At 45.2% G+C, this 21,754-nt stretch carries 20 protein-coding genes and 1 rRNA gene (1 of these 21 cut by a window edge); 7 read left to right on the top strand and 14 right to left on the bottom strand.

The features are described from left to right. Positions 1 to 88: 88 nt before the first annotated feature. Entirely contained in the window at positions 89 to 670 is a 582-nt protein-coding gene (locus ACLWMH_RS01210) for an HDIG domain-containing metalloprotein (RefSeq protein ID WP_411914938.1), read from the top strand. 247 nt (positions 671 to 917) lie between these two features. On the opposite strand, the gene ACLWMH_RS01205 is transcribed toward ACLWMH_RS01210, so the two are convergent. Then, a complete protein-coding gene (locus ACLWMH_RS01205) occupies positions 918 to 2,705 on the bottom strand; it encodes an immunoglobulin domain-containing protein (RefSeq protein WP_411914937.1) in 1,788 nt (595 codons plus the stop codon). Between the two features lie 221 nt (positions 2,706 to 2,926). On the opposite strand from ACLWMH_RS01205, the gene mutS reads away from it, so the two are divergent. Then, positions 2,927 to 5,557, top strand: a complete 2,631-nt coding sequence (gene mutS / locus ACLWMH_RS01200) for a DNA mismatch repair protein MutS (RefSeq protein WP_411914936.1) — start codon at positions 2,927 to 2,929, stop codon at positions 5,555 to 5,557. 131 nt (positions 5,558 to 5,688) lie between these two features. On the opposite strand, the gene ACLWMH_RS01195 is transcribed toward mutS, so the two are convergent. The 11 genes from ACLWMH_RS01195 to gpmA form a co-directional block, all read right to left on the bottom strand. Then, positions 5,689 to 6,444: a succinate dehydrogenase/fumarate reductase iron-sulfur subunit gene (locus ACLWMH_RS01195; RefSeq protein ID WP_411915593.1), complete on the bottom strand. Its 756-nt coding sequence runs from the start codon at positions 6,442 to 6,444 to the stop codon at positions 5,689 to 5,691. Positions 6,445 to 6,476: 32 nt separating this feature from the next. Then, positions 6,477 to 8,420, bottom strand: coding sequence for a fumarate reductase/succinate dehydrogenase flavoprotein subunit (locus ACLWMH_RS01190; RefSeq protein ID WP_411914935.1), 1,944 nt, complete (start codon positions 8,418 to 8,420; stop codon positions 6,477 to 6,479). A 20-nt stretch (positions 8,421 to 8,440) separates the two neighbouring features. Then, on the bottom strand, positions 8,441 to 9,151 hold the full coding sequence (locus ACLWMH_RS01185) for a succinate dehydrogenase/fumarate reductase cytochrome b subunit (protein WP_411914934.1): 711 nt from the start codon (positions 9,149 to 9,151) through the stop codon (positions 8,441 to 8,443). A 183-nt stretch (positions 9,152 to 9,334) separates the two neighbouring features. Further along, positions 9,335 to 11,011, bottom strand: coding sequence for a putative transporter (locus ACLWMH_RS01180; protein ID WP_411914933.1), 1,677 nt, complete (start codon positions 11,009 to 11,011; stop codon positions 9,335 to 9,337). Between the two features lie 346 nt (positions 11,012 to 11,357). After that, positions 11,358 to 12,515 carry a sodium ion-translocating decarboxylase subunit beta gene (locus ACLWMH_RS01175; protein ID WP_411914932.1) on the bottom strand — a complete coding sequence of 386 codons (1,158 nt, stop codon included), beginning with the start codon at positions 12,513 to 12,515 and terminating at the stop codon, positions 11,358 to 11,360. Between the two features lie 22 nt (positions 12,516 to 12,537). Then, positions 12,538 to 12,963 carry a biotin/lipoyl-containing protein gene (locus ACLWMH_RS01170; RefSeq protein ID WP_411914931.1) on the bottom strand — a complete coding sequence of 142 codons (426 nt, stop codon included), beginning with the start codon at positions 12,961 to 12,963 and terminating at the stop codon, positions 12,538 to 12,540. 38 nt (positions 12,964 to 13,001) lie between these two features. After that, positions 13,002 to 13,184: a hypothetical protein gene (locus ACLWMH_RS01165; protein ID WP_411914930.1), complete on the bottom strand. Its 183-nt coding sequence runs from the start codon at positions 13,182 to 13,184 to the stop codon at positions 13,002 to 13,004. An 18-nt stretch (positions 13,185 to 13,202) separates the two neighbouring features. After that, on the bottom strand, positions 13,203 to 14,189 hold the full coding sequence (locus ACLWMH_RS01160) for an OadG family transporter subunit (protein WP_411914929.1): 987 nt from the start codon (positions 14,187 to 14,189) through the stop codon (positions 13,203 to 13,205). A 9-nt stretch (positions 14,190 to 14,198) separates the two neighbouring features. Continuing rightward, a complete protein-coding gene (locus ACLWMH_RS01155; protein WP_411914928.1) occupies positions 14,199 to 15,752 on the bottom strand; it encodes an acyl-CoA carboxylase subunit beta in 1,554 nt (517 codons plus the stop codon). 54 nt (positions 15,753 to 15,806) lie between these two features. Continuing rightward, positions 15,807 to 16,223 carry a methylmalonyl-CoA epimerase gene (gene mce, locus ACLWMH_RS01150; protein WP_411914927.1) on the bottom strand — a complete coding sequence of 139 codons (417 nt, stop codon included), beginning with the start codon at positions 16,221 to 16,223 and terminating at the stop codon, positions 15,807 to 15,809. 21 nt (positions 16,224 to 16,244) lie between these two features. Continuing rightward, the gene (gene gpmA / locus ACLWMH_RS01145) at positions 16,245 to 16,991 is read right to left on the bottom strand and encodes a 2,3-diphosphoglycerate-dependent phosphoglycerate mutase (RefSeq protein ID WP_411914926.1); all 747 of its coding nucleotides are present in this window, start codon (positions 16,989 to 16,991) and stop codon (positions 16,245 to 16,247) included. Positions 16,992 to 17,137: 146 nt separating this feature from the next. Between gpmA and ACLWMH_RS01140 the strand changes: the two genes are divergently transcribed. Further along, a complete protein-coding gene (locus tag ACLWMH_RS01140; protein WP_411914925.1) occupies positions 17,138 to 17,368 on the top strand; it encodes a plasmid mobilization protein in 231 nt (76 codons plus the stop codon). On the opposite strand, the gene ACLWMH_RS01135 is transcribed toward ACLWMH_RS01140, so the two are convergent. Next, the gene (locus ACLWMH_RS01135; RefSeq protein WP_411914924.1) at positions 17,345 to 17,794 is read right to left on the bottom strand and encodes a hypothetical protein; all 450 of its coding nucleotides are present in this window, start codon (positions 17,792 to 17,794) and stop codon (positions 17,345 to 17,347) included. The two genes, ACLWMH_RS01140 and ACLWMH_RS01135, sit on opposite strands and share 24 nt — an antisense overlap. Before the next feature lie 688 nt (positions 17,795 to 18,482). On the opposite strand from ACLWMH_RS01135, the gene ACLWMH_RS01130 reads away from it, so the two are divergent. The 4 genes from ACLWMH_RS01130 (at position 18,483) to ACLWMH_RS01115 (ending at position 20,891) form a co-directional block, all read left to right on the top strand. Next, positions 18,483 to 19,316 carry an ATP-binding cassette domain-containing protein gene (locus tag ACLWMH_RS01130; RefSeq protein WP_411914923.1) on the top strand — a complete coding sequence of 278 codons (834 nt, stop codon included), beginning with the start codon at positions 18,483 to 18,485 and terminating at the stop codon, positions 19,314 to 19,316. A 28-nt stretch (positions 19,317 to 19,344) separates the two neighbouring features. After that, positions 19,345 to 20,124, top strand: a complete 780-nt coding sequence (locus ACLWMH_RS01125) for a hypothetical protein (RefSeq protein ID WP_411914922.1) — start codon at positions 19,345 to 19,347, stop codon at positions 20,122 to 20,124. Continuing rightward, positions 20,121 to 20,483 carry a GntR family transcriptional regulator gene (locus ACLWMH_RS01120; protein ID WP_411914921.1) on the top strand — a complete coding sequence of 121 codons (363 nt, stop codon included), beginning with the start codon at positions 20,121 to 20,123 and terminating at the stop codon, positions 20,481 to 20,483. Before ACLWMH_RS01125 ends, ACLWMH_RS01120 begins: the two co-directional genes overlap by 4 nt. 252 nt (positions 20,484 to 20,735) lie before the next feature. Next, positions 20,736 to 20,891, top strand: coding sequence for a hypothetical protein (locus tag ACLWMH_RS01115; protein WP_411914920.1), 156 nt, complete (start codon positions 20,736 to 20,738; stop codon positions 20,889 to 20,891). A 784-nt stretch (positions 20,892 to 21,675) separates the two neighbouring features. Here the strand turns inward: ACLWMH_RS01115 and rrf are convergent. Continuing rightward, positions 21,676 to 21,754 (bottom strand): 5S ribosomal RNA (rrf, locus tag ACLWMH_RS01110) (it continues 32 nt past the right edge of the window).

Below are 21,754 nucleotides of genomic sequence, written 5' to 3'. Positions count from 1 at the left end.
CTTTTGCTCAGTTCTATAGAATATCAACAGACTCTTTTCCCCTTACTTTTCTGAATTCCATTAGCTCTATTCTCTACCCTTATATATTATGTCTCTTTTATCCGACCTCAACCCTTTAGAAATCATAGCGAAGTATTATGAGCCGGGGAGCGATTGCTACCGCATATTAGTACGCCACTCCACCGATGTGGCTGAGAAGGCTTTGGCAATCATTTCTCATCATCCCGAGCTCTCAATGGATAAGGATTTTGTTTATCAAGCGGCTATGCTGCACGACATTGGGATCTTTCTTACCAATGCCCCCACGATACATTGCTATGGGAGCGAACCCTACATCAAACATGGCATATTAGGTGCTGCGCTACTGAGGGAATTAGGGCTTCCTTGCCATGCACTGGTTTGCGAACGGCATACTGCGAGCGGCTTAACACAGGATGAGGTTTTGCGCGACCATCTTCCACTGCCCTTAGATCGCTCGTATGAACCCGAATCATTGGAGGAAAAGCTCATCTGCTATGCCGATTGCTTCTACTCAAAGACCCATTTAGACAATGTAAAAACTGTAGAGCAAATAGCAACCGGTATGGAAACGCGTTGGATCAAAAGCGGCTATCAAACGCCTGCAGCAACTAAGCAACGCTTCCTTGCCATGCATGCTCTCTTTGGGTAACTACCCCATCATTTCGTACAATTATAAGGAGCTATTCACCGAGCGAGAAAGACTTTTATCAATAATTGCTACTATTGATCTTCCTCTATCTCTCCCAAGCAGGCAGAAAAAGGTACAGATCAGATCATTTCATTTAAAAGATCCCTATCTCTCAATTGAGAGATAGGGATCTTTTTTAGGGCGGATAGCTATCCCCTAATTTATCTTACTAAGAGTTGGAGATGGTGCCTCATAGAACAATACACTACTATTCAAGGGTGATCATTTGCGTACAGAGTGTATTGTCCGAGAGCAGGGCTACAGCTAAATAACCACCGAGAGGAAGTATCCCCAAATTAAAGGAATCTGCACCCTCTACTGAGGCATTCCACACCCTCTCTCCATTCATTGAATAGAGCGCTACGCTGCGCACTATATTCGCATCGCTGATATGCAGTACCCCATCCGAGATGCATGTGGGATAGAAATGCACCTTAGCTTCGGGTGATACTCTATCTACGCTATTGATTTTTCCATCCACATAGAGATCAAAGAAGCCACTTGCCATCATAGGCAAAACGATATTACCCTTGTGATCGGTAATTCCTGAGGGATCTTTTCCAAAGTAATCTGTAGTAACGAGACATACATAGCGCACAGCATCGCTCTCGCTCAGATTGTCAATCTGCAGCGTAGCGGCGTTGCCCCCATTTACAGGCTGACCGGTAGATACGTTCATCCATTGATAGGAAAGCTGTCCGGGCTGTTCGGAGGGCAGTGTACAAGTAAGGGTAACCGATTCGCCCTTTCGCTTATCGAGGCGTTCTGTAGGCGCAAAGTTGCGCTGTACCCCAAAGTTGAAGCTCGTCTCAGGATCCTTTGCAAAGCTTTGCCAGTCCTTAAAGTCAGCAAAAGAGAAGTTATTTAAAGAAACATCAAGCACCTCCAGGCTCTTCATCTTGGGGCTATAAGCGGGGGCAGGACCGGAGAGGAGATTCCGCTCAACATGCACTATATTTAGGTTTTCTAACGTCTGCCACTCTTGTGGAATGCTACCCGTAAATTTGTTGCGACTCAGATCAAGATCTTCCAGATTTTGCGGCAACTTCTTAGGTAAGGCACCCGATAATTCATTCTTATTGGCATAGAAAGCCACGAGATTGGTCATGGCACTCATATCCTCAGGCAGGGTACCGGTAAAGTGATTTTCTTGCACGGCAATTCGCTTCAGTTTGGTGAGGGAGAAGATCCATAAGGGGAGGTCACCGGTGAAGTTATTCTCACAAATAAAGAAGCGTCCCCACACATTCGGATAATCGCTATTACCCAAATCAGTAAGTGCGCTCAGATCGGGAAACTCGCCCTCGAGTTCGTTTTGCAAGAGAGAGAGATCGGCCAATTTCACGCATTGAGCCAGCTCTGCAGGTACCGTTCCTGACACATGATTACATGATATATCAAAGGAGATTAACTCTGTGCATTTGCCTATTCCCTTGGAAATGGAACCCGACTGATTAGAGTTGTTGCAGTCGAAGTACCTCAATTGAGAAAGCTTGCCAAAGTCCGGCAGCGTACCACTTACTTTACCCTTATTTGCTCCTAAGGAGAGCATCTCATAAGTAAGGATTTCAATTTTAGAAAGCCCACTAAAGTCAGGAAGCTTACCGGTAAAGAGATTATCTCCTATCTGCAAATAGAGAAGCTCTTTGAGCGTTGCTATATCAGCGGGCAAAGGGCCGGTTATTTTATTGTTACTGATGTTGATGCTCTGTAAGTAGGGCAGCTTACTAAATGCGCCTTCCGGCAGTGTGGCATCTAATCCGAAGTCAACCCACTGTATTCCTATCACATGTCCATCGGCAATGGTAATTCCCTTCCACTGGCTCGGATCTGCATTAAGATTCCACACAAGTTCTTCGGAGGTACCGCGTACCGAATTGTAGATTCTAATTAAAGCCTCTCTCTCATCTTGGGGAATAGAGTTGCTGTTTTGAGCACTAAGCGCAAATGAACAAATTGTCCACAGCAGTGCCATTAGAAAAGTAATTTTTTTCATATCTGTGTATTGTAATTTCTCTAATTAGTCACTACAAAAGTACGAAATTTCATAAGACTGCGTAAGGGAACCAGTACCTGGCCAGGGTCCACTTAATAGGGCATCTTCTTTAGGGTTTCATTTATTATCTTTGTACAGAGGAAGAAGTATATAATACAAGGATCACAGTGTCGGAAGCAAACGATAGTAAAAAGAGGACAGCAGCACGCTCGGATACACCTATGATGCGGCAATTCTACCGCATAAAGCAGAAATATCCCGATGCCATATTGCTCTTTCGAGTGGGCGATTTCTATGAAACGTTTGCGGAGGATGCTATTGAGGCCTCCCGTATTCTGGGGCTAACCTTAACCAAGCGATCAAACGGAGGGGCGGCAGGAGTCGATTTGGCCGGCTTCCCCCACCATGCAGTAGACACCTATTTACCGCGATTGATTCGGGCCGGCAAACGGGTAGCTATATGCGATCAGCTTGAAGATCCCAAACTGACCAATAAGCTTGTAAAACGAGGTATAACAGAGCTTGTAACACCGGGTACAGCAGTCACTGAATCTATCCTTGATAACAAGGAAAACAGCTACTTAGCCGCCATTGTAGAAGCAGATAAAGAGCACCTTTACGGAGTGGCATTCATGGACGTGTCCACCGGACAATATATGGCAGCAGAGGGTGATATAACCTTTGTAAAAAAACTATTGAATGCCTATCAACCAAAGGAGGTAATTGTATCGTTAGACCTACACGACCGCTTCAAAGCACTCTTTAGTATCGATACATTTTTGTATAAGGCTGATGATTGGTACTTTAATGCTGCAAACAACCGAGATCGTTTATTGCGTCATTTCAGTGTTCAAAGCCTTAAGGGCTTCGGGTTGGAAGAGTATCCGTTAGCCACTACCGCAGCAGGAGTGATACTGAATTACCTTGATATTACGCGTCATGGTAGCTTAGGACACATTACCTCCATTCGACGCATCTCCGACTCAGAGAGGATGCGGCTCGACAGCTTCACTATTTACAGTTTAGAGTTGCTGGAGCCAATGCATGCAGGCGGGAGTAGTTTGCTTTCTGTTTTGGATGAAACAGTTACTCCGATGGGTGCACGTTTGCTACGCGAGTGGATACGCTTTCCGCTAAAAGAGGTATCCCCTATTCAGAGGCGACAACGTATAGTAGACTTCTTTTATAAGAATACTTCCCTACATGAGGATTTTATAGATCCCAAAAAGGGAGCTATGCATGTAGGTGATATGGAGCGTTCTTTAGCCCGAATAGCTATGCGCCGTACTAATGCGCGACAAATAGAGGCTTTGCGTATTGCTTTGGAGACATTGGTGCCTATTAAGGAGCGACTTCTCGCCTCCGGATGTGAAGACTTAGAAACCTTAGCAAAGCAAATCGACACAGTGCCTGACTTGGTCACCCGTATACGCTATAGCTTAGCGGAAGACCCTCCCGTAACGCCTTCGAAAGACCGACATACGATAGCAGAGGGATTCAATGAGGAATTGGATGACTTACGGCAGCTTTCGGAGCATGGCAAGGAGTACCTCCTACAAATGCAACAGCGAGAATGTGAGCGAACCGGCATTGCCAGCCTAAAGATAGGCTTCAATAATGTTTTTGGCTTCTATTTGGAGGTTAGAAATACCTATAAGGATAAGGTTCCTCCCGAGTGGATTCGTAAGCAAACCTTAGTTAGTAGCGAGCGCTATATAACGGAAGAGCTAAAGGAGTACGAGGATAAAATCATGGGAGCTGAGCAGCGAATACTGGAGCTTGAAACACGCTTCTTCAGTGAACTGGTTGAGGCCATACAGCCCTATATAGAGACGCTTCAGCATACATGCCGGGCCATTGCCGTGATTGACGTTCTTTCAGCCTTTGCTATTGCCGCTGCCAAGTATGACTACACCCTGCCTACGGTGGACGACAGCTTCGCTATTGATATCATTGAAGGTCGTCATCCGGTAATAGAGCGTCAGCTTCCTGCCAACGCCCCTTATATCCCCAATACGATTCATCTGGAGAATGACGGGTGCCAGATTATGCTGATCACCGGACCCAACATGAGCGGTAAGAGTGCTCTTCTGCGGCAAACAGCCCTCATTACGCTAATGGCGCAGATAGGATCTTTCGTACCGGCTGAAGCGGCTACCATAGGCATGGTGGATGCTACTTTTACGCGTGTAGGGGCATCGGACAATATCTCCTCGGGGGAGTCCACTTTTATGGTTGAAATGCAGGAAGCTGCCAACATTATCAATAACCTAACCCCTCGAAGCCTTATCTTATTTGATGAGCTTGGACGCGGTACCAGTACATTTGATGGAATATCTATCGCTTGGGCTATTGTGGAGTATCTTCACAATCAGCAAAACTTAAAGCCGAAGACACTCTTTGCTACCCACTATCACGAATTGAACGAGCTGGCAGACACTCTACCCAATGTATATAATTTCAATGTGTCGGCTAAGGAACTAAATGGAGAAATGATCTTCCTTCGCAAACTGGTAGAGGGCAGTAATGAGCATAGCTTCGGTATAGAAGTGGCAAAACTGGCAGGTATACCTTCTCCCATTATCGTGCGCTCAAAAGAAATATTACAAGCCCTGGAGTCAGAGCGGGTGGGAGGGGACTTGCAAGCAAAGCTTCCCAAAGGCGCAAAGAGCAGTTCCAAACCAAACAAGGAACGCTCTTCCGGGGGAATACAGCTCTCCCTGTTTGATATATCCGACCCGCAGCTACTAAAGCTACGCGATGAACTTCAAGCAACCGATATCAATACCATGACTCCGCTGGAAGCTCTCAATACCCTAAGCCGTCTGAAAGCTATTCTCAATAAATATTAGAAAAAGGAACCGTGAGGGGCTCTATATGTAAAATGGATTATACTCTTTAGAAGACTCCCAAATAAAACCCCTCCCGAGTAGCTACTCGAAAGGGGTTTGTCTTTTAGTTTAGCAAGAACTTTGCTTTCAGCTTAATCGCGGCACTTTGCCTTGATAAACTCTCTATTTAGTCGTGCAATATGCGTAATGGATACATTCTTCGGACACTCCATTTCACACTGGCGTGTATTGGTACAATTACCAAATCCCAACTCATCCATCTTAGCCAACATAGCCTTTGCACGGCGAGCCGCCTCCGGTCTACCCTGAGGCAGAAGGGCCAGCTGACTCACTTTAGCACTTACAAAGAGCATAGCAGAGCCATTCTTACAAGCAGCTGCACAAGCTCCACAACCGATACAAGCAGCTGCATCCATTGCTTCCTCTGCTTTATGCTTGGGAATTGCAATCGCGTTAGCATCGGGAATGCCTCCGGTATTAACCGATACATAACCCCCTGCCTGAATGATCTTGTCGTAAGCAGAGCGATCCACCATTAAGTCTCGGATGATAGGGAAGCCTGCACTACGCCAAGGTTCAACTGTGATCACATCGCCATCATTGAAGTGACGCATATGCAATTGACAAGTCGTAATGCTCGTATCCGGTCCGTGTGGATGCCCATTGATGTAGAGAGAGCACATACCACAGATCCCTTCACGGCAATCATGGTCATAAGCAATAGGATCCTTATCTTCACCCACCAACTGTTCGTTGAGGAGGTCAATCATTTCAAGGAATGAGGCGCTCTGAGAAACCTGCTTGAGCTGATAAGTCTCGAAGTGCCCACGCTCCTTTGGCCCTCTCTGACGCCATACCTTTACGGTGATATCTATATTTTTATCTATCTTCTTTTCCATAACGGTTCGATGTGTCTTAATTAGCTCTTGTAATTACGGGTCAAGCGCTCCGTAAACTCATAAACAAGCTCCTCTTTATGCATTATAGGTGCCTTATCTTCGCCCATATACTCCCAGCAGGATACATAAGCGAAATGCTCATCGTCACGCATTGCCTCTCCATCAGGTGTCTGATGCTCAATACGGAAGTGTCCGCCACAGCTCTCTTCACGATCTAACGCATCATGAGCCATCAACAGACCGATACCGATAAAGTCCTCAAAGCGTAGAGCCTTTTCCAACTCTATATTAAGGTCGTTGGCCTCTCCGGGGATGTGAAGTTCTTTATAGAAACGCCCCTGTAAATCCTCCAATAGACGAATTCCTTCTTCAAGACCGGCCTTATCACGTCCCATACCGACGTGCTCCCACATGATATGTCCCAACTCTTTGTGCAAGCTATCCACAGAGCGATTTCCCTTACAGCTCATTAAGCGATCAATACGTTGCTTAATAGCCTTCTCAGCTTCGTCAAACTCCTTGTGATCCGTAGTAAAGTGAGGTATACTAATCTGATCTGCGAGATAATTTTGCATCGTATAGGGCAATACAAAGTATCCGTCCGCCAAGCCTTGCATCAGTGCAGAAGCACCTAATCTATTGGCTCCATGGTCACTAAAGTTAGCCTCCCCAATAGCGAAGAGCCCCGGGATTGTCGTCTGCAGCTCATAGTCTACCCACAGACCGCCCATCGTATAGTGTATGGCCGGATAGATCATCATAGGGGTTTCATAAGGATTGTCGTTAGTAATCTTTTCATACATCTGGAATAGGTTACCATACTTCTCCTCAACGACCTTCTTACCCATCCGTTTAATAGCATCATCGAAGTCAAGGAACACAGCTAATCCGGTCTGATTTACTCCGTATCCGGCATCGCAACGCTCCTTAGCAGCGCGGCTTGCTACGTCACGCGGAACCAAGTTACCGAAAGCAGGATAACGACGCTCCAAGTAGTAGTCTCTATCCTCTTCGGGAATGTCGTGACCCTTTATTTCACCTCTCTGCAAACGCTTAGCGTCCTCCAGCTTCTTGGGAACCCAAATACGTCCGTCATTACGCAGAGACTCACTCATCAGAGTTAACTTGGACTGATAATCTCCATGCATCGGGATACAAGTCGGGTGAATCTGTGCCATACAAGGATTAGCAAAGAAAGCCCCCTTGCGATAGCACTGCCAAGCAGCAGAGCCGTTAGAAGCCATTGCATTGGTAGTGAGGAAGAAGGCATTACCATACCCTCCGGTAGCTATCACCACTGCGTGAGCAGCAAAGCGCTCCAATCCACCGGTTACTAAGTTTCGTGTAATAATACCATGTGCTCTACCATCAATGATCACTAAATCAAGCATTTCATGCCGTGTATAGAGCTTCACACTTCCTTTCGCTACTTGACAACTGAGTGCCGAGTAGGCACCTAAAAGAAGCTGCTGCCCCGTTTGACCTCGAGCGTAGAAAGTACGCGATACCTGAGCCCCTCCAAAGGAACGGTTATCTAATAATCCTCCATATTCGCGTGCAAAGGGTACGCCCTGCGCTACACATTGGTCAATGATCGCATTGCTTACCTCTGCCAAGCGATATACATTAGCCTCCCGAGCTCTGTAGTCGCCTCCCTTGATCGTATCATAGTAGAGACGGAATACCGAGTCGCCATCGTTCTGATAATTCTTAGCTGCGTTGATTCCCCCTTGTGCTGCAATAGAGTGAGCACGACGAGGCGAATCCTGAATACAAAAATTCAGCACATTGAAGCCCATCTCTCCAAGCGAGGCAGCTGCAGAAGCGCCTGCTAAACCCGTACCTACCACGATTATATCCAAACGGCGTTTGTTGGCAGGATTGACGAGCTTCTGGTGATCTTTATAGTTAGTCCACTTGTCGGCTAATGGGCCGGCAGGTATTTTGGCATCTAATTTATTCATAGTTTCGTTATGCTTAGCCATTAAAAATTAGTGAATGTAAGAGCTCCAGCTTCAAGATTGAAGAAAAAGTAGGCACAAACCACTACAGCAAAGCCCAGTACTATAATTGTTGCGAATACAGTAGAGATAACCTGTATGCGGTGCAACCACTTCTTACCGTTCCATCCCAATGTCTGGAGCGCACTCCAGAAACCATGAGTCAAGTGGAACCAAAGAGCCACAAGCCAAATGATGTAAAGGATTACATAAATAGGATTGCTAAAGGTGTAGCGGATCAGTCCGGCACCATCTTGTGGACCGGATACTCCTTCTATACCCAAATCATGTTGTCCCATCAACTCAGCGAGCTGCATCTTAGCCCAAAAGTTACATAGGTGCAGTATTAAGCCTAAGAATATAATAAGACCCAGGACAAACATATTCTTGGACTCCCAGCTAACTCCCTTCGGACGTGCCGTAACCGCATATCGGTCGTTGCCACGTGCTCTACGGTTCATCAGCGTAAGCCAAGTTGCATAAAAGATGTGTATCACTGCCAAAACAGCCAGTGCCAGAGATGCTACCAAGGCATACCAATTAGCACCTAAGAAGGCACAAACCATGTTGTACGCCTCTGCACTAAAGATTGCCACTAAGTTCATTGACATGTGAAAGAGAAGGAAGAGGATCAAGGCCAATCCTGTCACACTCATCACCACCTTTCTGCCCACAGAAGATTTTGAAAGCCACATAATGGTTTTAGAATATCAGTTGTCGTTTGTTATATTTCCTATTTACTTTTGTCTACTCTCCTCACAAAGCGAAGGATACTTCTTACAGCATACCGCACGCACATAGGCTTTGGACTCCTCAAAGATACTATTATTATACCAATAAATAGGTATTCATTCCAAAAGAGCCCTCTAATCGCTTTTTTAGAGGAAAAAGAGAATCATCACTTGTGCCACTATCACCCGCAAGAACATAGTTAGCGGGTACACTGTAGCATATCCCAATTGCGCTGCGCTCCCGTCGCCATGAGAGGAGGCATAAGCCAAGGCAGGAGGATCCGTTGTACTGCCGGCGATAAGCCCGATAAGGGTTAGGAAATTCATTTTCATCTTACCACGCGCATAAGCTCCTACCAACAAAAGGGGAATAACGGTAATAAGGAAGCCGTACAGGATCCAAATATATCCGCCTTTATTCACTATTGTATCTACAAAGTTACCTCCGGCAGCAAGCCCCACACAAGCCAGGAAAGAGGAGATGCCCACCTCACGAAGCATCAAATTGGCACTTGTGGTCGTATAGGTAATTAGACGATATTTATATCCAAAGCTGGATAGAAGAATGGCAACTATAAGCGGTCCACCGGCTAATCCCAGCTTCAAAGGCTGCGGAATACCCGGAATAAAAATAGGGACAGATCCAAGGATTACGCCTAATACGATTCCTAAAAAGATAGAGATCAGGTTAGGATCGTTGAGATGCTTTTCTCTATCGCCTAATACTTGTCGCACATTGGTCAGGCCGGAGTCACTACCCACAATGGTAAGTACATCCCCATACTGCAGGCGGAACGAAGGAGAGGCAAGGAACTCAAAGCCCGAGCGCTCTACCCGTGTAATGGTTACCCCATAGAGCGCACGCAGATTAAGCTGCTCCAAAGTGCGACCATTTACCTCCTCTTTGGTTATCACAATCCGCTTAGCTGTAAACTTAGCAGCCGTAGGGATCCACTGCTTACGGTCCATCTTTACCTGATAACCAATCATGGAGACCACCGCTTCCACATCTGCATTAGGAGCTATTACAAACACCTTGTCATTCTCTTCCAATATCGTATCAGGACCGACCTCAAATATTTCTTCCTGCTTGTGCTTATAGATACGGCTTACCACAAAGTGGCTACCTTTAAGCAGCTGAGAGATAGCCGATACACTTTTTCCAAATACGGAGGGATTATTCACCACCAGCGAGAGCGGTGTAAGCTCTTTTTCATTGTGTGCCGAAGCATCATCCAACTTCTGTTGCTCCTTATCCAAATTCACCCGAAAGATCATTCTTAGCACAATAAGGGATAGTATAATTCCCACAACCCCCAATGGATATGCCACGGCATAACCCAACGAAATGGAGGGATCCGACACACCTTTCACATCTACATAAGCCTGCTGCGCAGCGCCTAAGCCGGGGGTGTTGGTAATGGCTCCACTCATCACGCCGACCATGGTGCTAATCGGTGTGCCTGTAACGTAATGGATGATAAGCGTAGTGACTGCACCCAATAGAACGATACAGGTAGCCAAAAGATTAAGCTTGGCACCCCCCTTCCGGAAATTCGCAAAGAAGGATGGCCCCACTTGCAAACCTATGGAAAAGACAAATAGGATCAAGCCCATCTCCTGAAAGAAATGGAGCGTTTCTTTACTTGCCTGCATCCCTATAGCACTTAGGAATATGCCTACGAAGAGAATGAAAGTAACTCCCAAGGAGATACCGAATATCTTGATCTTCCCCAGCATAAGCCCAAAGGCAATAGTCATGGATATAAGCAAAATCGACTGCGCGACCCCTTCATTAAAAAATAGATTTGTAATCCAGTCCATAAAGCAGCAAAACTTGAGTATCTTGATCTATCTGAGGAAGTTCTCACCCCTCAGGATCCCTATACAAAGATAGCAAACTTACACAATGTAACATAATATTCTCTTCCCTTCCTTCTCTATATTGAGGAGAATAGCCATATTTTTCTTTCAAAAAGATCCATGTCTTTCATTCAAAGCATAAGAGCCTATTGTCCTAATAATAGCGGATAGTCGCTTGAACTCATTCGTAAAGTACGACGTACCTACCGGACAATGCTTTTTCACTAAATAAGAGGCACCCTAACCTAATAATGAGGTTAGAGTGCCTTATGATAAGTGTAACACTCTAGAATGCTATCAGGGTAGATCAACCGAGGAACCCCAATAAAACACCGGCGGCAACCGCAGAACCGATCACACCGGCTACATTTGGTCCCATGGCATGCATCAGCAGATAGTTGGTAGGATCGTACTGCAAGCCCACCACCTGTGAGATACGTGCCGAATCAGGCACAGCACTTACCCCGGCATTACCAATAAGCGGATTAACCTTATTGCCTTTCTTAAGGAAGAGGTTCATAATCTTCACAAAGAGTACTCCGGCGCAGGTGGCCACAATGAAAGAGAAAGCACCTAAGCCAAAGATCATTACCGACTTACCTGTCAGGAACTCTGTCGCCTGTGTAGAGGCGCCTACCGTAAGTCCCAATAAGGTGGTGACAATGTCTATGATAGGCCCTTTGGCTGCATCGGCCAGACGCTTGGTAACCCCACTCTCTTTAAGCAAATTTCCGAAGAAAAGCATGCCCAAAAGCGGTAGACCACTCGGCACAAGAAATGCCGTAAGCAGCAAACCCACGATCGGGAAAATGATCTTTTCTGTTTTGGATACGGCGCGCGGTGGCTTCATCCGAATCAAACGCTCCTTCTTGGTCGTCAAAAGACGCATAAAAGGAGGTTGAATAATCGGTACTAAAGCCATGTAGGAATAAGCCGACACAGCAATTGCCCCCATTAGCTCCGGTGCTAAACGAGAGCTTAAGAAGATTGCCGTTGGTCCGTCTGCACCTCCGATTATACCAATAGCCCCTGCCTCATTAGGCGTAAAGCCCAAATAGAGCGCAGCCGTATAAGCCCCAAAGATACCAAACTGTGCAGCGGCTCCTACGAGCATTAACTTTGGATTGGATATAAGTGCCGAAAAGTCGGTCATTGCCCCTATACCAAGGAATATAAGCGGTGGATACCAACCTTGCCGCACTCCTTGATACAAGATGTTAAATACACTTCCCTCCTCATAAATACCTATTTGCAAACCTGCATCCTTGAAAGGAATATTACCAATAAGCATTCCAAAGCCAATCGGGATAAGCAGCAGAGGCTCAAACTCAAACCGAATAGCCAAAAAGATAAACACCAACCCCACCAGTATCATGATAAGATGCTGGTAGGTAGCGTTGGCAAAACCTGTAAAGGAGTAGAAGGTCTCTAAGTTTTCTCCAAGAAAGGACCAAAAACTACCCATATAGTTGGATCAGTAGGGTTAATTACTCAATAACCACTAAATCAGTACCTTCCAGGATAGAATCTCCCTTGCGTACCTTAATAGCTTTCACCGTGCCATCCTTGTCGCTATTGATGTTGTTTTCCATCTTCATAGCTTCCAATACAAGGAGCTTTTGGCCACGCTTTACTTGATCGCCCTCGTTGACAAGGATATCAATAATAACCCCGGGTAATGGGGCCTTTATTGCAGAGCTTCTACCGGTGGATGCGGCCTGAGGCGCAGCTACATGCTCTACCGGCTTTACCGGCTGAGGACGCTTGACTGTGGGAGCGGGCTTCTTTTTCTCTGTGAGTATTTCCACATTGAACGGAGTGCCATTTACCTCCAATTCAGCTTCCTTATCGTCTATTTTGTTGATCGCAACGACATATTCCGTGCCATTGATTTTGTATTTATACTCCTTCATGATCTAATATTATGATGAGGGTTAGATAATCTGTTTCTTTAGTATAAGCGAATCGGTGTCTCGCGCATCATATTAGTCTTTAGTGACCATGCGGATACACTGTTAGTACGTTTGATTGTCAGTTTAGCATTATCCATATCATGCGGCATATCTGCAAGCTCTTCGCTTAAAGCCATCAGAGCAGCCACAAGACGCGGATCGTCTATTTTTTCCTTTTTCATAACAAGAAAACCTTTCTGTTACCTATTCTTTCGAGCCGGCACCTTAGCACCGAGAGGGGTACGCAAGCCGTAGATCTTAGAGCTCCAAGGTGAGTACTTACGCGAAGCGTGCAGCAAAGTAATCACATCTCCTTCTACATCATGTACCTCATTTTGAGCTTCGTAGATAGCCATTGCAATAGCGGCTGATACATCTCCGGGAATAAATGCACTATCTCCTTTTGTCATGCCCTTGGCAGGTTTCTTTCCAGTCTTTTGTGAGCGGCGTTGTGCAAGCTGAACGGAGATATAGCCCGTTAGCTTAAACGCTAAGAAAAGAAGGGTTAACCCTAAGAAAACAACTAACATAGCCGTAAGGGTCATTACCCCACCATGAGGGTCACGCTCCTTAAGTGCACTGTGCTGATCTGCTTTATTCTTAGCATCATTATTTTCTTGCGGCGTAACCACCGGTGAGCTGTTAGCTCCGGCACCTGCCACCTTCCAAATATTATTCGCCTCCTTGTCCTTGGGGGATATATTTCCATCGGGGATACGACAATAAGATTGGTCGGTCGCTAATGTAGCCGGTATAGTCACACTATCCAAAATAGTCTCTCCATCACTTGCTACCAAAGCGATAAAAGTCTCTTCGCCTTTATTCAGCTTGAAGTTCGTGTAGAAGACTCCTTTTGAAGCGTTTCCATCCGCATAGAAAAGTAAGTGCCGAGAGGGAGCTATCTTCGTTCTTTTATCCCCTGCCGGAATAGCGTACTTCTTCAGGTCGTGGCGATCATTGGTCAGATAGCAACCATTCACATCTACTGTAGCGGCCGTACGATTGTATAGCTCTATCCACGCAGTGCGCTCACCATATCCATCCACAATGCCACTTTCATTATCCACAAGTACCTCGTTGAGGACAACAGGCCCTGTCTTGGGTTGCCTGTTGCCACACGAGGGCAGAGTGAACACCGCTACTACAAGTAGCAGAAGACACCCTAAAGCCTGCTTATTAGCAATCATAAATTAGGCTTAAAGCGGTAAGTTATCGTGTTTCTTTGCCGGGATTCCTTCCTTCTTTGTGCGGAGCTGTTCGAGCGCACGTATAATGCGGAAGCGCGTATTACGCGGTTCGATCACATCATCCAGATACCCATAGGAAGCAGCGTTATAAGGATTGGCAAACGCTTTGCGGTATTCCTCCTCCTTTTCCAGCGCTGTCTTTGCCGGATCTTCTGAAGCTGCAACCTCTTTAGCAAAGATAATCTCAACGGCTCCGCTCGGACCCATTACGGCAATTTCTGCTGAGGGCCACGCATAGTTCAGGTCAGCACGCAAATGCTTAGAGCCCATTACAATGTAGGCTCCTCCATAGGCTTTACGAAGGGTTACCGTTACTTTGGGTACCGTAGCCTCTCCATAGGCATAAAGCAACTTAGCTCCGTGCGAAATAACGGCATTGTATTCCTGACCCGTACCCGGTAAGAATCCCGGTACATCGACCAGCGTTACAATAGGAATATTGAAAGCATCGCAGAAGCGTACAAAGCGCGCAGCCTTACGAGAAGAGTTACAATCCAAGCTACCCGCCATTACCTGGGGCTGGTTGGCTACAATACCCACACTCATCCCATTGAAGTGAGCAAAGCCCACTATGATATTACGTGCATAGTCGGCATGTATTTCCAAAAACTCACCATTATCCACGATAGCAGCAATTACTTCATACATATCGTAAGGCTTATTGGGCTCATCGGGGATAATTTCATTCAGCAAATCCTCCTTGCGATCAATCGGATCATTGCACGCTACATAGGGAGGCTCTTCAAGATTGTTTTGTGGCAAGAAGCTCAACAAGTGACGAATGAGTCGGATACCGTCTTCTTCCGTATCTACTGCAAAATGCGATACTCCACTCTTGGAAGCGTGTACATCGGCTCCGCCTAAATCCTCTTGAGAGACATCTTCCCCCGTCACAGTCTTTACTACCTTCGGACCGGTAAGGAACATATAAGAGGATCCTCTTACCATGATATTAAAGTCCGTTAGTGCCGGCGAATAAACAGCTCCACCTGCACATGGACCAAAGATGGCAGAGATCTGAGGAATTACGCCTGAAGCAAGTATATTACGCTCAAATATTTCTCCGTATCCGTAAAGAGCATTCACTCCTTCCTGAATACGCGCACCGCCTGAGTCGTTCAATCCGATTACGGGAGCTCCCATCTTCATTGCAAGGTCCATAACCTTACAAATCTTCTTGGCAAGCATTTCGCCCAAAGCACCTCCCAGCACGGTAAAATCTTGTGCAAAGAGATATACCAAGCGCCCATCTATCGTACCGCTACCGACTACCACACCGTCGCCAAGTATCTTCTTCTTATCAAGACCAAAATTGGTAGAACGAAGCTCAACGAACATATCAATCTCTTCGAAGCTCCCTTCGTCAACCAGCATAGCGATACGCTCACGTGCCGTATATTTGCCGCGCTCATGCTGCTTTTCAATACGCTTTTCACCGCCTCCAAGGCGCGCTTGCTCACGCTTAGAAATCAGCTCTTTAATATTCTCTATTTGTTGGCTCATATTTTAATATATAGTGATTGGAAAATTAGTGTCGTGTTACTAGTGAACATAAACTTATGCTTTCTTATCTGCACAATCACAAAGCTCTAAAAGCAGCCCGTGGCAACTCTTTGGATGCAGGAAGCCTATGTTGAGCCCTTCAGCTCCCTTGCGCGATTGCTTATCAATAAGGCGCACGCCCTTCGCTTCGGCTTCTTTGAGTGCTTCAGTGGAATTTTCCACAGCAAAGGCAATATGATGGATCCCCTCGCCTCGTTTTTCCAAAAACTTAGCTATAGGGCTCTCATCACTGGTAGGCTCCAGCAGCTCCAGCTTAGTCTGACCCACTTTAAGGAATGCAGTCTTTACCTTTTGATCCGCTACCTCTTCTATATTGTAGCATTTGAGTCCCAATACCCCCTCAAAGAAAGGAAGGGCCTCTTCTATGCTTTTCACGGCAATGCCAATGTGTTCAATATGAGTTAAGTCCATGTTGTTACGATAGTTATGTGATTATTTTTTTGCCCCCTGATTAGCTACAGCCTCCTGCAACTTCCTTATTTCATCCTGATCACCCAAGAAGCGGTCGGACTTCAAATTCAACTGTTCGTCAAATTCAAAGACATAGGGTACCCCCGTAGGAAGATTCAGTGCGGGAATATCTTTGTCGCTTATTCCCTTGAGTACTTTTACAATACCTCTCAAGCTATTGCCGTGTGCCGTTACAAGTACATCATCATGAGTTTTTAGTGAGGGCAGAATAGAGCCTTCAAAGAAGGGGAGAATACGTGCAACGGTATCTTTAAGCGACTCCGTAAGGGGGAGTAAATCCCCTTCCACTCCCTTATAGCGCGGATCTTGGAAAGGACTTCTCTCATCCTCTTTAGTCATTGGCATTGGAGGTACATCATAGCTACGACGCCATATGTGCACCTGCTCTTCGCCATACTTGGCAGACATCTCCGATTTATTCAATCCTTGCAACTCACCATAATGCTTTTCGTTAAGACGCCAGCTCTTTTCCACAGGAATCCAATCCAGATCCATCTCGTCCAATACGATATTAAGCGTCTTTATAGCGCGCTTCAGATAGGAGGTAAAGGCAGCCGAAAAGTGGAATTTCTCCGCCAAAAGCAACTGACCTGCCCGATGCGCTTCTTCTATGCCCTTCTCGCTCAGATCAACATCTGTCCAACCGGTAAACCGATTTTCCTTATTCCACGTACTTTCGCCGTGACGTAATAAAACCAATCTTTTCATGCTATTCTTACTTTTTATTTGTGTTTTCTCTGTCGCAAAGTTACCTTATTTATTCCAATAAGCGATTCGACTGTATAAGGCCGGAAAGAGCAATAAAAAAAAGGGAAGAATAGGTCTCTTATCACTGAGAAATAAGAACCTGAAACTTGAGCCCCCGGACCGACTCAAAAAGTACAGATGCTTCAGCCAAAACTTCTATACTTTTATCCGAAAGCCGGGGAGTAAAGACAAAGAGCGACTTTGTCCGAGCAAGGCTCTTGGGAGAGACTTTCAAGGTTATCGTAGAAAACCCTTCGACAATCTCTTACTTAGAGAGACTTACAAAAATCCTTGCCTTGACGAATAGGACAGGCTTACTTTACATAGATTGGAGTTAGCAAGTACATATCATGTTTCTTTTCTACTCTAAATTTCGCATCGCCTTTCTTTATTTTTAGTTTTCTTATATTATGATCAAATATTACGCCAGTTTGTGGTTTATCTGGTATATAATACCAGTCTTGTGTGTAAATGATTCTTTTGTCTTGAACAAAAATCATTCTATCACTTGTGTCTTCGAACTCATTAAACCGTATGCCTAAATCCTTGTTAATCTCCTCTAAAGAGCATTTGCTGGAGAAATAATAACATATATCCCAGTCGAAGCTAAAACAAGAAGAAAAGTCTACAATACAATCTATGCTATCTTGCTGCCAATGATTCGAGACTATCTTATTGATGTCATTTTTATTTTGACAACTAGCCAAAATAAAAACGGCCAAGATAGAATATAATATGTTTCTTATCGTCTCATTGCGTCCCATATTTGTTGTAAAGCTTCTAATTCCTGTTTAGCTTTTGCGTCAGCATTTCTTTGTTCCATGGACGTACGTCCATTTTCATCGAGACTGTTTTTCGAGGCTGGGCGTACCCGCCTCTGCTATTTTCTTTTTCTTAGCCATTGTGTGTAGCTTATTTCAGTCTATTGGTTGCATTCCTATGGTAATGTGACAACAGATTATCAAGTGCACTCATACAAAGTTATCCTTTTTGTACTGAATAAACGATTTGAGGGGAGGAAATGGCGAGCCTTTGGCTGAAATCTTCACAGCGAAATGAGCACATGCAACTTCTGCCACCGGATCGGCTTAAAAAGTATAGATGCTTCAACCAAAAGATATAGATGCTTCAAATGAAACATCTATACCTTTCATCCGAAAGGTACTGATCTTTTATTGAATAACCACGTTTGTACTTCTAACAATCTATTCGGAGGGAAAGAGCGCTACCCGCAAAAGGTACCATTCTCGCAAGGGAGATTGGGCGCTCTACAGAGCTTTTTTGTACGGCAAAAGCTATCCGGCTAATGTTAAATAACTATAAATAATTATCCTACTATTGTATAGGTTGCAAATTAGTATCACCTTTGTGGTGTGTTAGGTTAGTAATACACTAATGAATAAAAGAAAGATAGAACAGAAATAGAAGAATAACCATTGGAAAACACAGCGTATGATTGCTATTAATGATTTACAGTTCAAGTACCCGCGCAAGTCGCTCCTATTCAAGGGGCTAAGCATGTCGGTTGAACCCGGGCACATCATCGGGCTTTTGGGTAAGAATGGCGAGGGAAAAACATCGCTTATGAAGCTAATTGCGGGACAAATGTTCCCCACAAAAGGAGAAATGAAGGTACTCGGCGAAGAGCCGGCACGCAGGAAAGTGAGCTTCCTTGGCGATGTGTACTACCTTGCCGAGAATAACCCTACACTAAAAGGTTGTTCCGTGGGGAACTACTTTGCGGCAGTAGCCCCTTTCTACCCCAACTTTTCCCAAAGTGAGGCCGATAGCCTGATGCAAGAGTTTGAGCTGGATTACAAGATGCGTATGGACAAAATGTCGCAAGGCCAACAAAAAAAGGCAGCTATCGCCCTTGCCCTCTCACTCGGCACGCATCTCCTCCTTTTGGACGAACCCACCAACGGATTGGACATTCCTTCCAAGAGTCTGTTCCGTCGGCTTCTCGCCAAATACCTATGCGAGGATCGCATCATCATGATCAGCACCCATCAAGTGCGCGATTTGGAGCAAATCATTGACTACTTGGTAGTTATGCAGGAGAACCAAATCACCTTGACCCGTAGTATCAGCGAGCTATCCGACAAATTTACGTTCCGCCCTGTACAGCAGGGAGATACGCCTCTATATGAGGAAATGACCCCTGCCGGGCGATTTGGCGTATTCGCCAAGGAAAAGGAAGAGCCGGAGAGCGTTTTCTCTACTGAATTACTCTTCAATGCGCTTACCTGTAACAAAGAAGCGATACTCCGCACACTGCAACAATAAAACAACCTAATCATTGCACTATATCACTATGAAACAGATTAAAAACAGTTTTTCCATAAAACGTGTGGGGCAACTGCTCCTTATGGACCTGAAGCTCAACAGACTTCAGCTGCTCAGTTTGATCGCAGGCTCCTTCGCACTATTCTTAGTACCGCTCCTTTTGCGCACACTCTTCTCAGGGGATTATCTATACTATACCGGCGTTGTCTACTTTATGAGTGTACCCTATGTGGTACTACTGAGCCTCTTCTACTTCATGTATGTGAGCAGAAGGCTGCACGCTATGTCCTCCGTATCGTATAGTACCATCCCCGCAACCAACGGAGAGCGATATGCCCACTTGCTCATTTTGGGTATCCTGATGGTCATAATGGGATATATCATCATACAATGCTCTCTATTCGTTGAGGCGTTGCTTAATCCGTCATACTTTCGGGCAAATCCGGGCAAACTATGGTTCATTTGGGGAAATCATTGGATTACGAATAACTCCTTCAGTGCGATTTTCAGCATAATAATGAACATACTCTTTGCCTGTTCCATAGCCCTGTACAGCGTTATTCGCTTTAGAAATATGGCGCAGTCCGTTACATTCATTGTAGCGTTGGCCGTTTCGTTATTTATCATCACAAGACTGATTTCCCTACTTTTGGACGCATTCGGATGGAACTCTCCCGATTTTTATATCACTCATGTAGATCCCTACAACGCAGTTTTTGCTATCAGTAAGAGTCTTTTCTACCTAATCACCATCGGAAATTACGTAATCTGCTACTTCCGGCTTAAAAAACTTCAGCAAAGATCATGAGAGACTCACAATCCATATTCATCCAAATAGCGGAATCACTGAAGGATAAAATACTCTCTGCCGAATACAACGTAGATGAGCGAATTCCCTCCGTACGGGACATCGCCATGGATGTAGAAGTAAATCCCAATACAGTGATGAGAGCGTTTGAACAACTGCAGCGCGATGAACTGATATACAACAAACGCGGCATGGGATACTTTGTTGCGCCCGGAGCTCCGGAGAAAATAATCGAAGAGCGTAAAGAGCGGCTAAAAAAGAGCCTTCTCCCCGCTCTGTTTAAAGAAATGGCACTGCTCAAAATATCTATAGACGAAATTGTAGATGCCTATAAAAACTACCCAAAAGAAGCACAATAATACCATACAAACTATGAAAAACAAACATTGCGGTCTATAAGCATTCCGACCGCTCTTTACTGGTGTAAAAAGGTCGGCTCACCCGTTTGGAAGCCGATCTTTTCCTATTTATGCATTCTAATAAGCTGACCAATCATCCACAAACGGAATAAGGAAGGAGCGACAAATGGAGCGGATTATAGAATATTTCAAGTTCTACAGCGGTTACACATAGGCCTAAGCACTGCAATAGCACTACTATAAAAAAATGCTGTGTCCTATATTTCATTGGAAAAGCGATTTAACAACATACCGGCAGTTACCGGAATAAAGCCAAGCACAACACAAGCCATTCGCCACATTTCTCAGAGAATAGTAAAAGCAAATTATGGCACAGCTCGTAAGATTAAAGTATTTTACAGCGAATAAGTCTTTCAATTGATAGGTAAAACAGCGAAAAAGCCATCGTGGGGAGATTGGCTTTAGGATGCACATCGCACCACTTGGCGCACCACTTGGCGGCACTAAAAAGATAAGCAGCCTGAGAATTGCTTGTAGAATATCCAGTAGGCGCACATACAAGTCGGCAAATCGCTAGACCACAAATCAGCCCTGCTCGCAAGTAGTTTTGCAAGAAAGCAGTGGCATTTCCTTATACACAGAGAGTAAGATAAACCCCTGTCGTATAAAGGAAAGTCAATTAGCTGGCAACAAGAGCAGCCAAGCAGAAATGCCAATTGAAAGGATATTGAGAGAAGGGGAAGCAGGATTAAGAAGAAGAGCTGATAAGATGGTAAAAAGGGGTATACAAAGTAAAAAGCTAAGCAACCCGAACAGCTAAGGGAGAAGAGTAGGTCGTGCAGGGGGGGTAGAGCATAGATACATGTAGACAATAGACATGCCCAGAAGATAGTACGACTAGAAAATAGTAAGCACAGAAGATAGTACGTCAAGAGAATAGTACGACCAGAAGATAGTACGCACTGAAGATAAATGCTCGAAGAGAGCAGCTACGCAAGTACGTATAGAGAAGATACGATTGAGGAAAGGAGGGAAAGGAGGGAAAGGATGAAAGAGGGGAGAATAGATAAATGAAGGAGGTATAAATGCGTGCCAAAAGATACTCATAGAGAATAGAGGCAGCGCAGCGATGCAATAAAAAAGAAGAAGAGGCACTCAAGTTAGCCTTTGGCTACTCAAATGCCTCTTCAAAAGATGGCGGCTACCTACTCTCCCACTGTTACGCAGTACCATCGGCGCGATTGGGCTTAACTTCTCTGTTCGGAATGGGA

It is taken from the genome of Porphyromonas miyakawae (assembly GCF_045865415.1).
Lineage (GTDB): Bacteria > Bacteroidota > Bacteroidia > Bacteroidales > Porphyromonadaceae > Porphyromonas > Porphyromonas miyakawae.
The sequence above is the reverse complement of the archived record's forward strand: the minus strand, read 5'-3'. Positions and strand labels throughout refer to the sequence as shown.

Bases quoted from the DNA above. Each gene is read 5' to 3' on its own strand.
- ACLWMH_RS01155 (WP_411914928.1), bottom strand. From the start codon at position 15,752: ATGAGCCAACAAATAGAGAATATTAAAGAGCTGATTTCTAAGCGTGAG.
- ACLWMH_RS01160 (WP_411914929.1), bottom strand. From the start codon at position 14,189: ATGATTGCTAATAAGCAGGCTTTAGGGTGTCTTCTGCTACTTGTAGTA.
- ACLWMH_RS01175 (WP_411914932.1), bottom strand. From the start codon at position 12,515: ATGGGTAGTTTTTGGTCCTTTCTTGGAGAAAACTTAGAGACCTTCTAC.
- ACLWMH_RS01130 (WP_411914923.1), top strand. From the start codon at position 18,483: ATGATTGCTATTAATGATTTACAGTTCAAGTACCCGCGCAAGTCGCTC.
- ACLWMH_RS01210 (WP_411914938.1), top strand. From the start codon at position 89: ATGTCTCTTTTATCCGACCTCAACCCTTTAGAAATCATAGCGAAGTAT.
- ACLWMH_RS01190 (WP_411914935.1), bottom strand. From the start codon at position 8,420: ATGAATAAATTAGATGCCAAAATACCTGCCGGCCCATTAGCCGACAAG.
- mce (WP_411914927.1), bottom strand. From the start codon at position 16,223: ATGGACTTAACTCATATTGAACACATTGGCATTGCCGTGAAAAGCATA.
- gpmA (WP_411914926.1), bottom strand. From the start codon at position 16,991: ATGAAAAGATTGGTTTTATTACGTCACGGCGAAAGTACGTGGAATAAG.
- ACLWMH_RS01135 (WP_411914924.1), bottom strand. From the start codon at position 17,794: ATGGGACGCAATGAGACGATAAGAAACATATTATATTCTATCTTGGCC.
- ACLWMH_RS01205 (WP_411914937.1), bottom strand. From the start codon at position 2,705: ATGAAAAAAATTACTTTTCTAATGGCACTGCTGTGGACAATTTGTTCA.
- mutS (WP_411914936.1), top strand. From the start codon at position 2,927: ATGATGCGGCAATTCTACCGCATAAAGCAGAAATATCCCGATGCCATA.
- ACLWMH_RS01170 (WP_411914931.1), bottom strand. From the start codon at position 12,963: ATGAAGGAGTATAAATACAAAATCAATGGCACGGAATATGTCGTTGCG.
- ACLWMH_RS01165 (WP_411914930.1), bottom strand. From the start codon at position 13,184: ATGAAAAAGGAAAAAATAGACGATCCGCGTCTTGTGGCTGCTCTGATG.
- ACLWMH_RS01125 (WP_411914922.1), top strand. From the start codon at position 19,345: ATGAAACAGATTAAAAACAGTTTTTCCATAAAACGTGTGGGGCAACTG.
- ACLWMH_RS01180 (WP_411914933.1), bottom strand. From the start codon at position 11,011: ATGGACTGGATTACAAATCTATTTTTTAATGAAGGGGTCGCGCAGTCG.
- ACLWMH_RS01120 (WP_411914921.1), top strand. From the start codon at position 20,121: ATGAGAGACTCACAATCCATATTCATCCAAATAGCGGAATCACTGAAG.
- ACLWMH_RS01185 (WP_411914934.1), bottom strand. From the start codon at position 9,151: ATGTGGCTTTCAAAATCTTCTGTGGGCAGAAAGGTGGTGATGAGTGTG.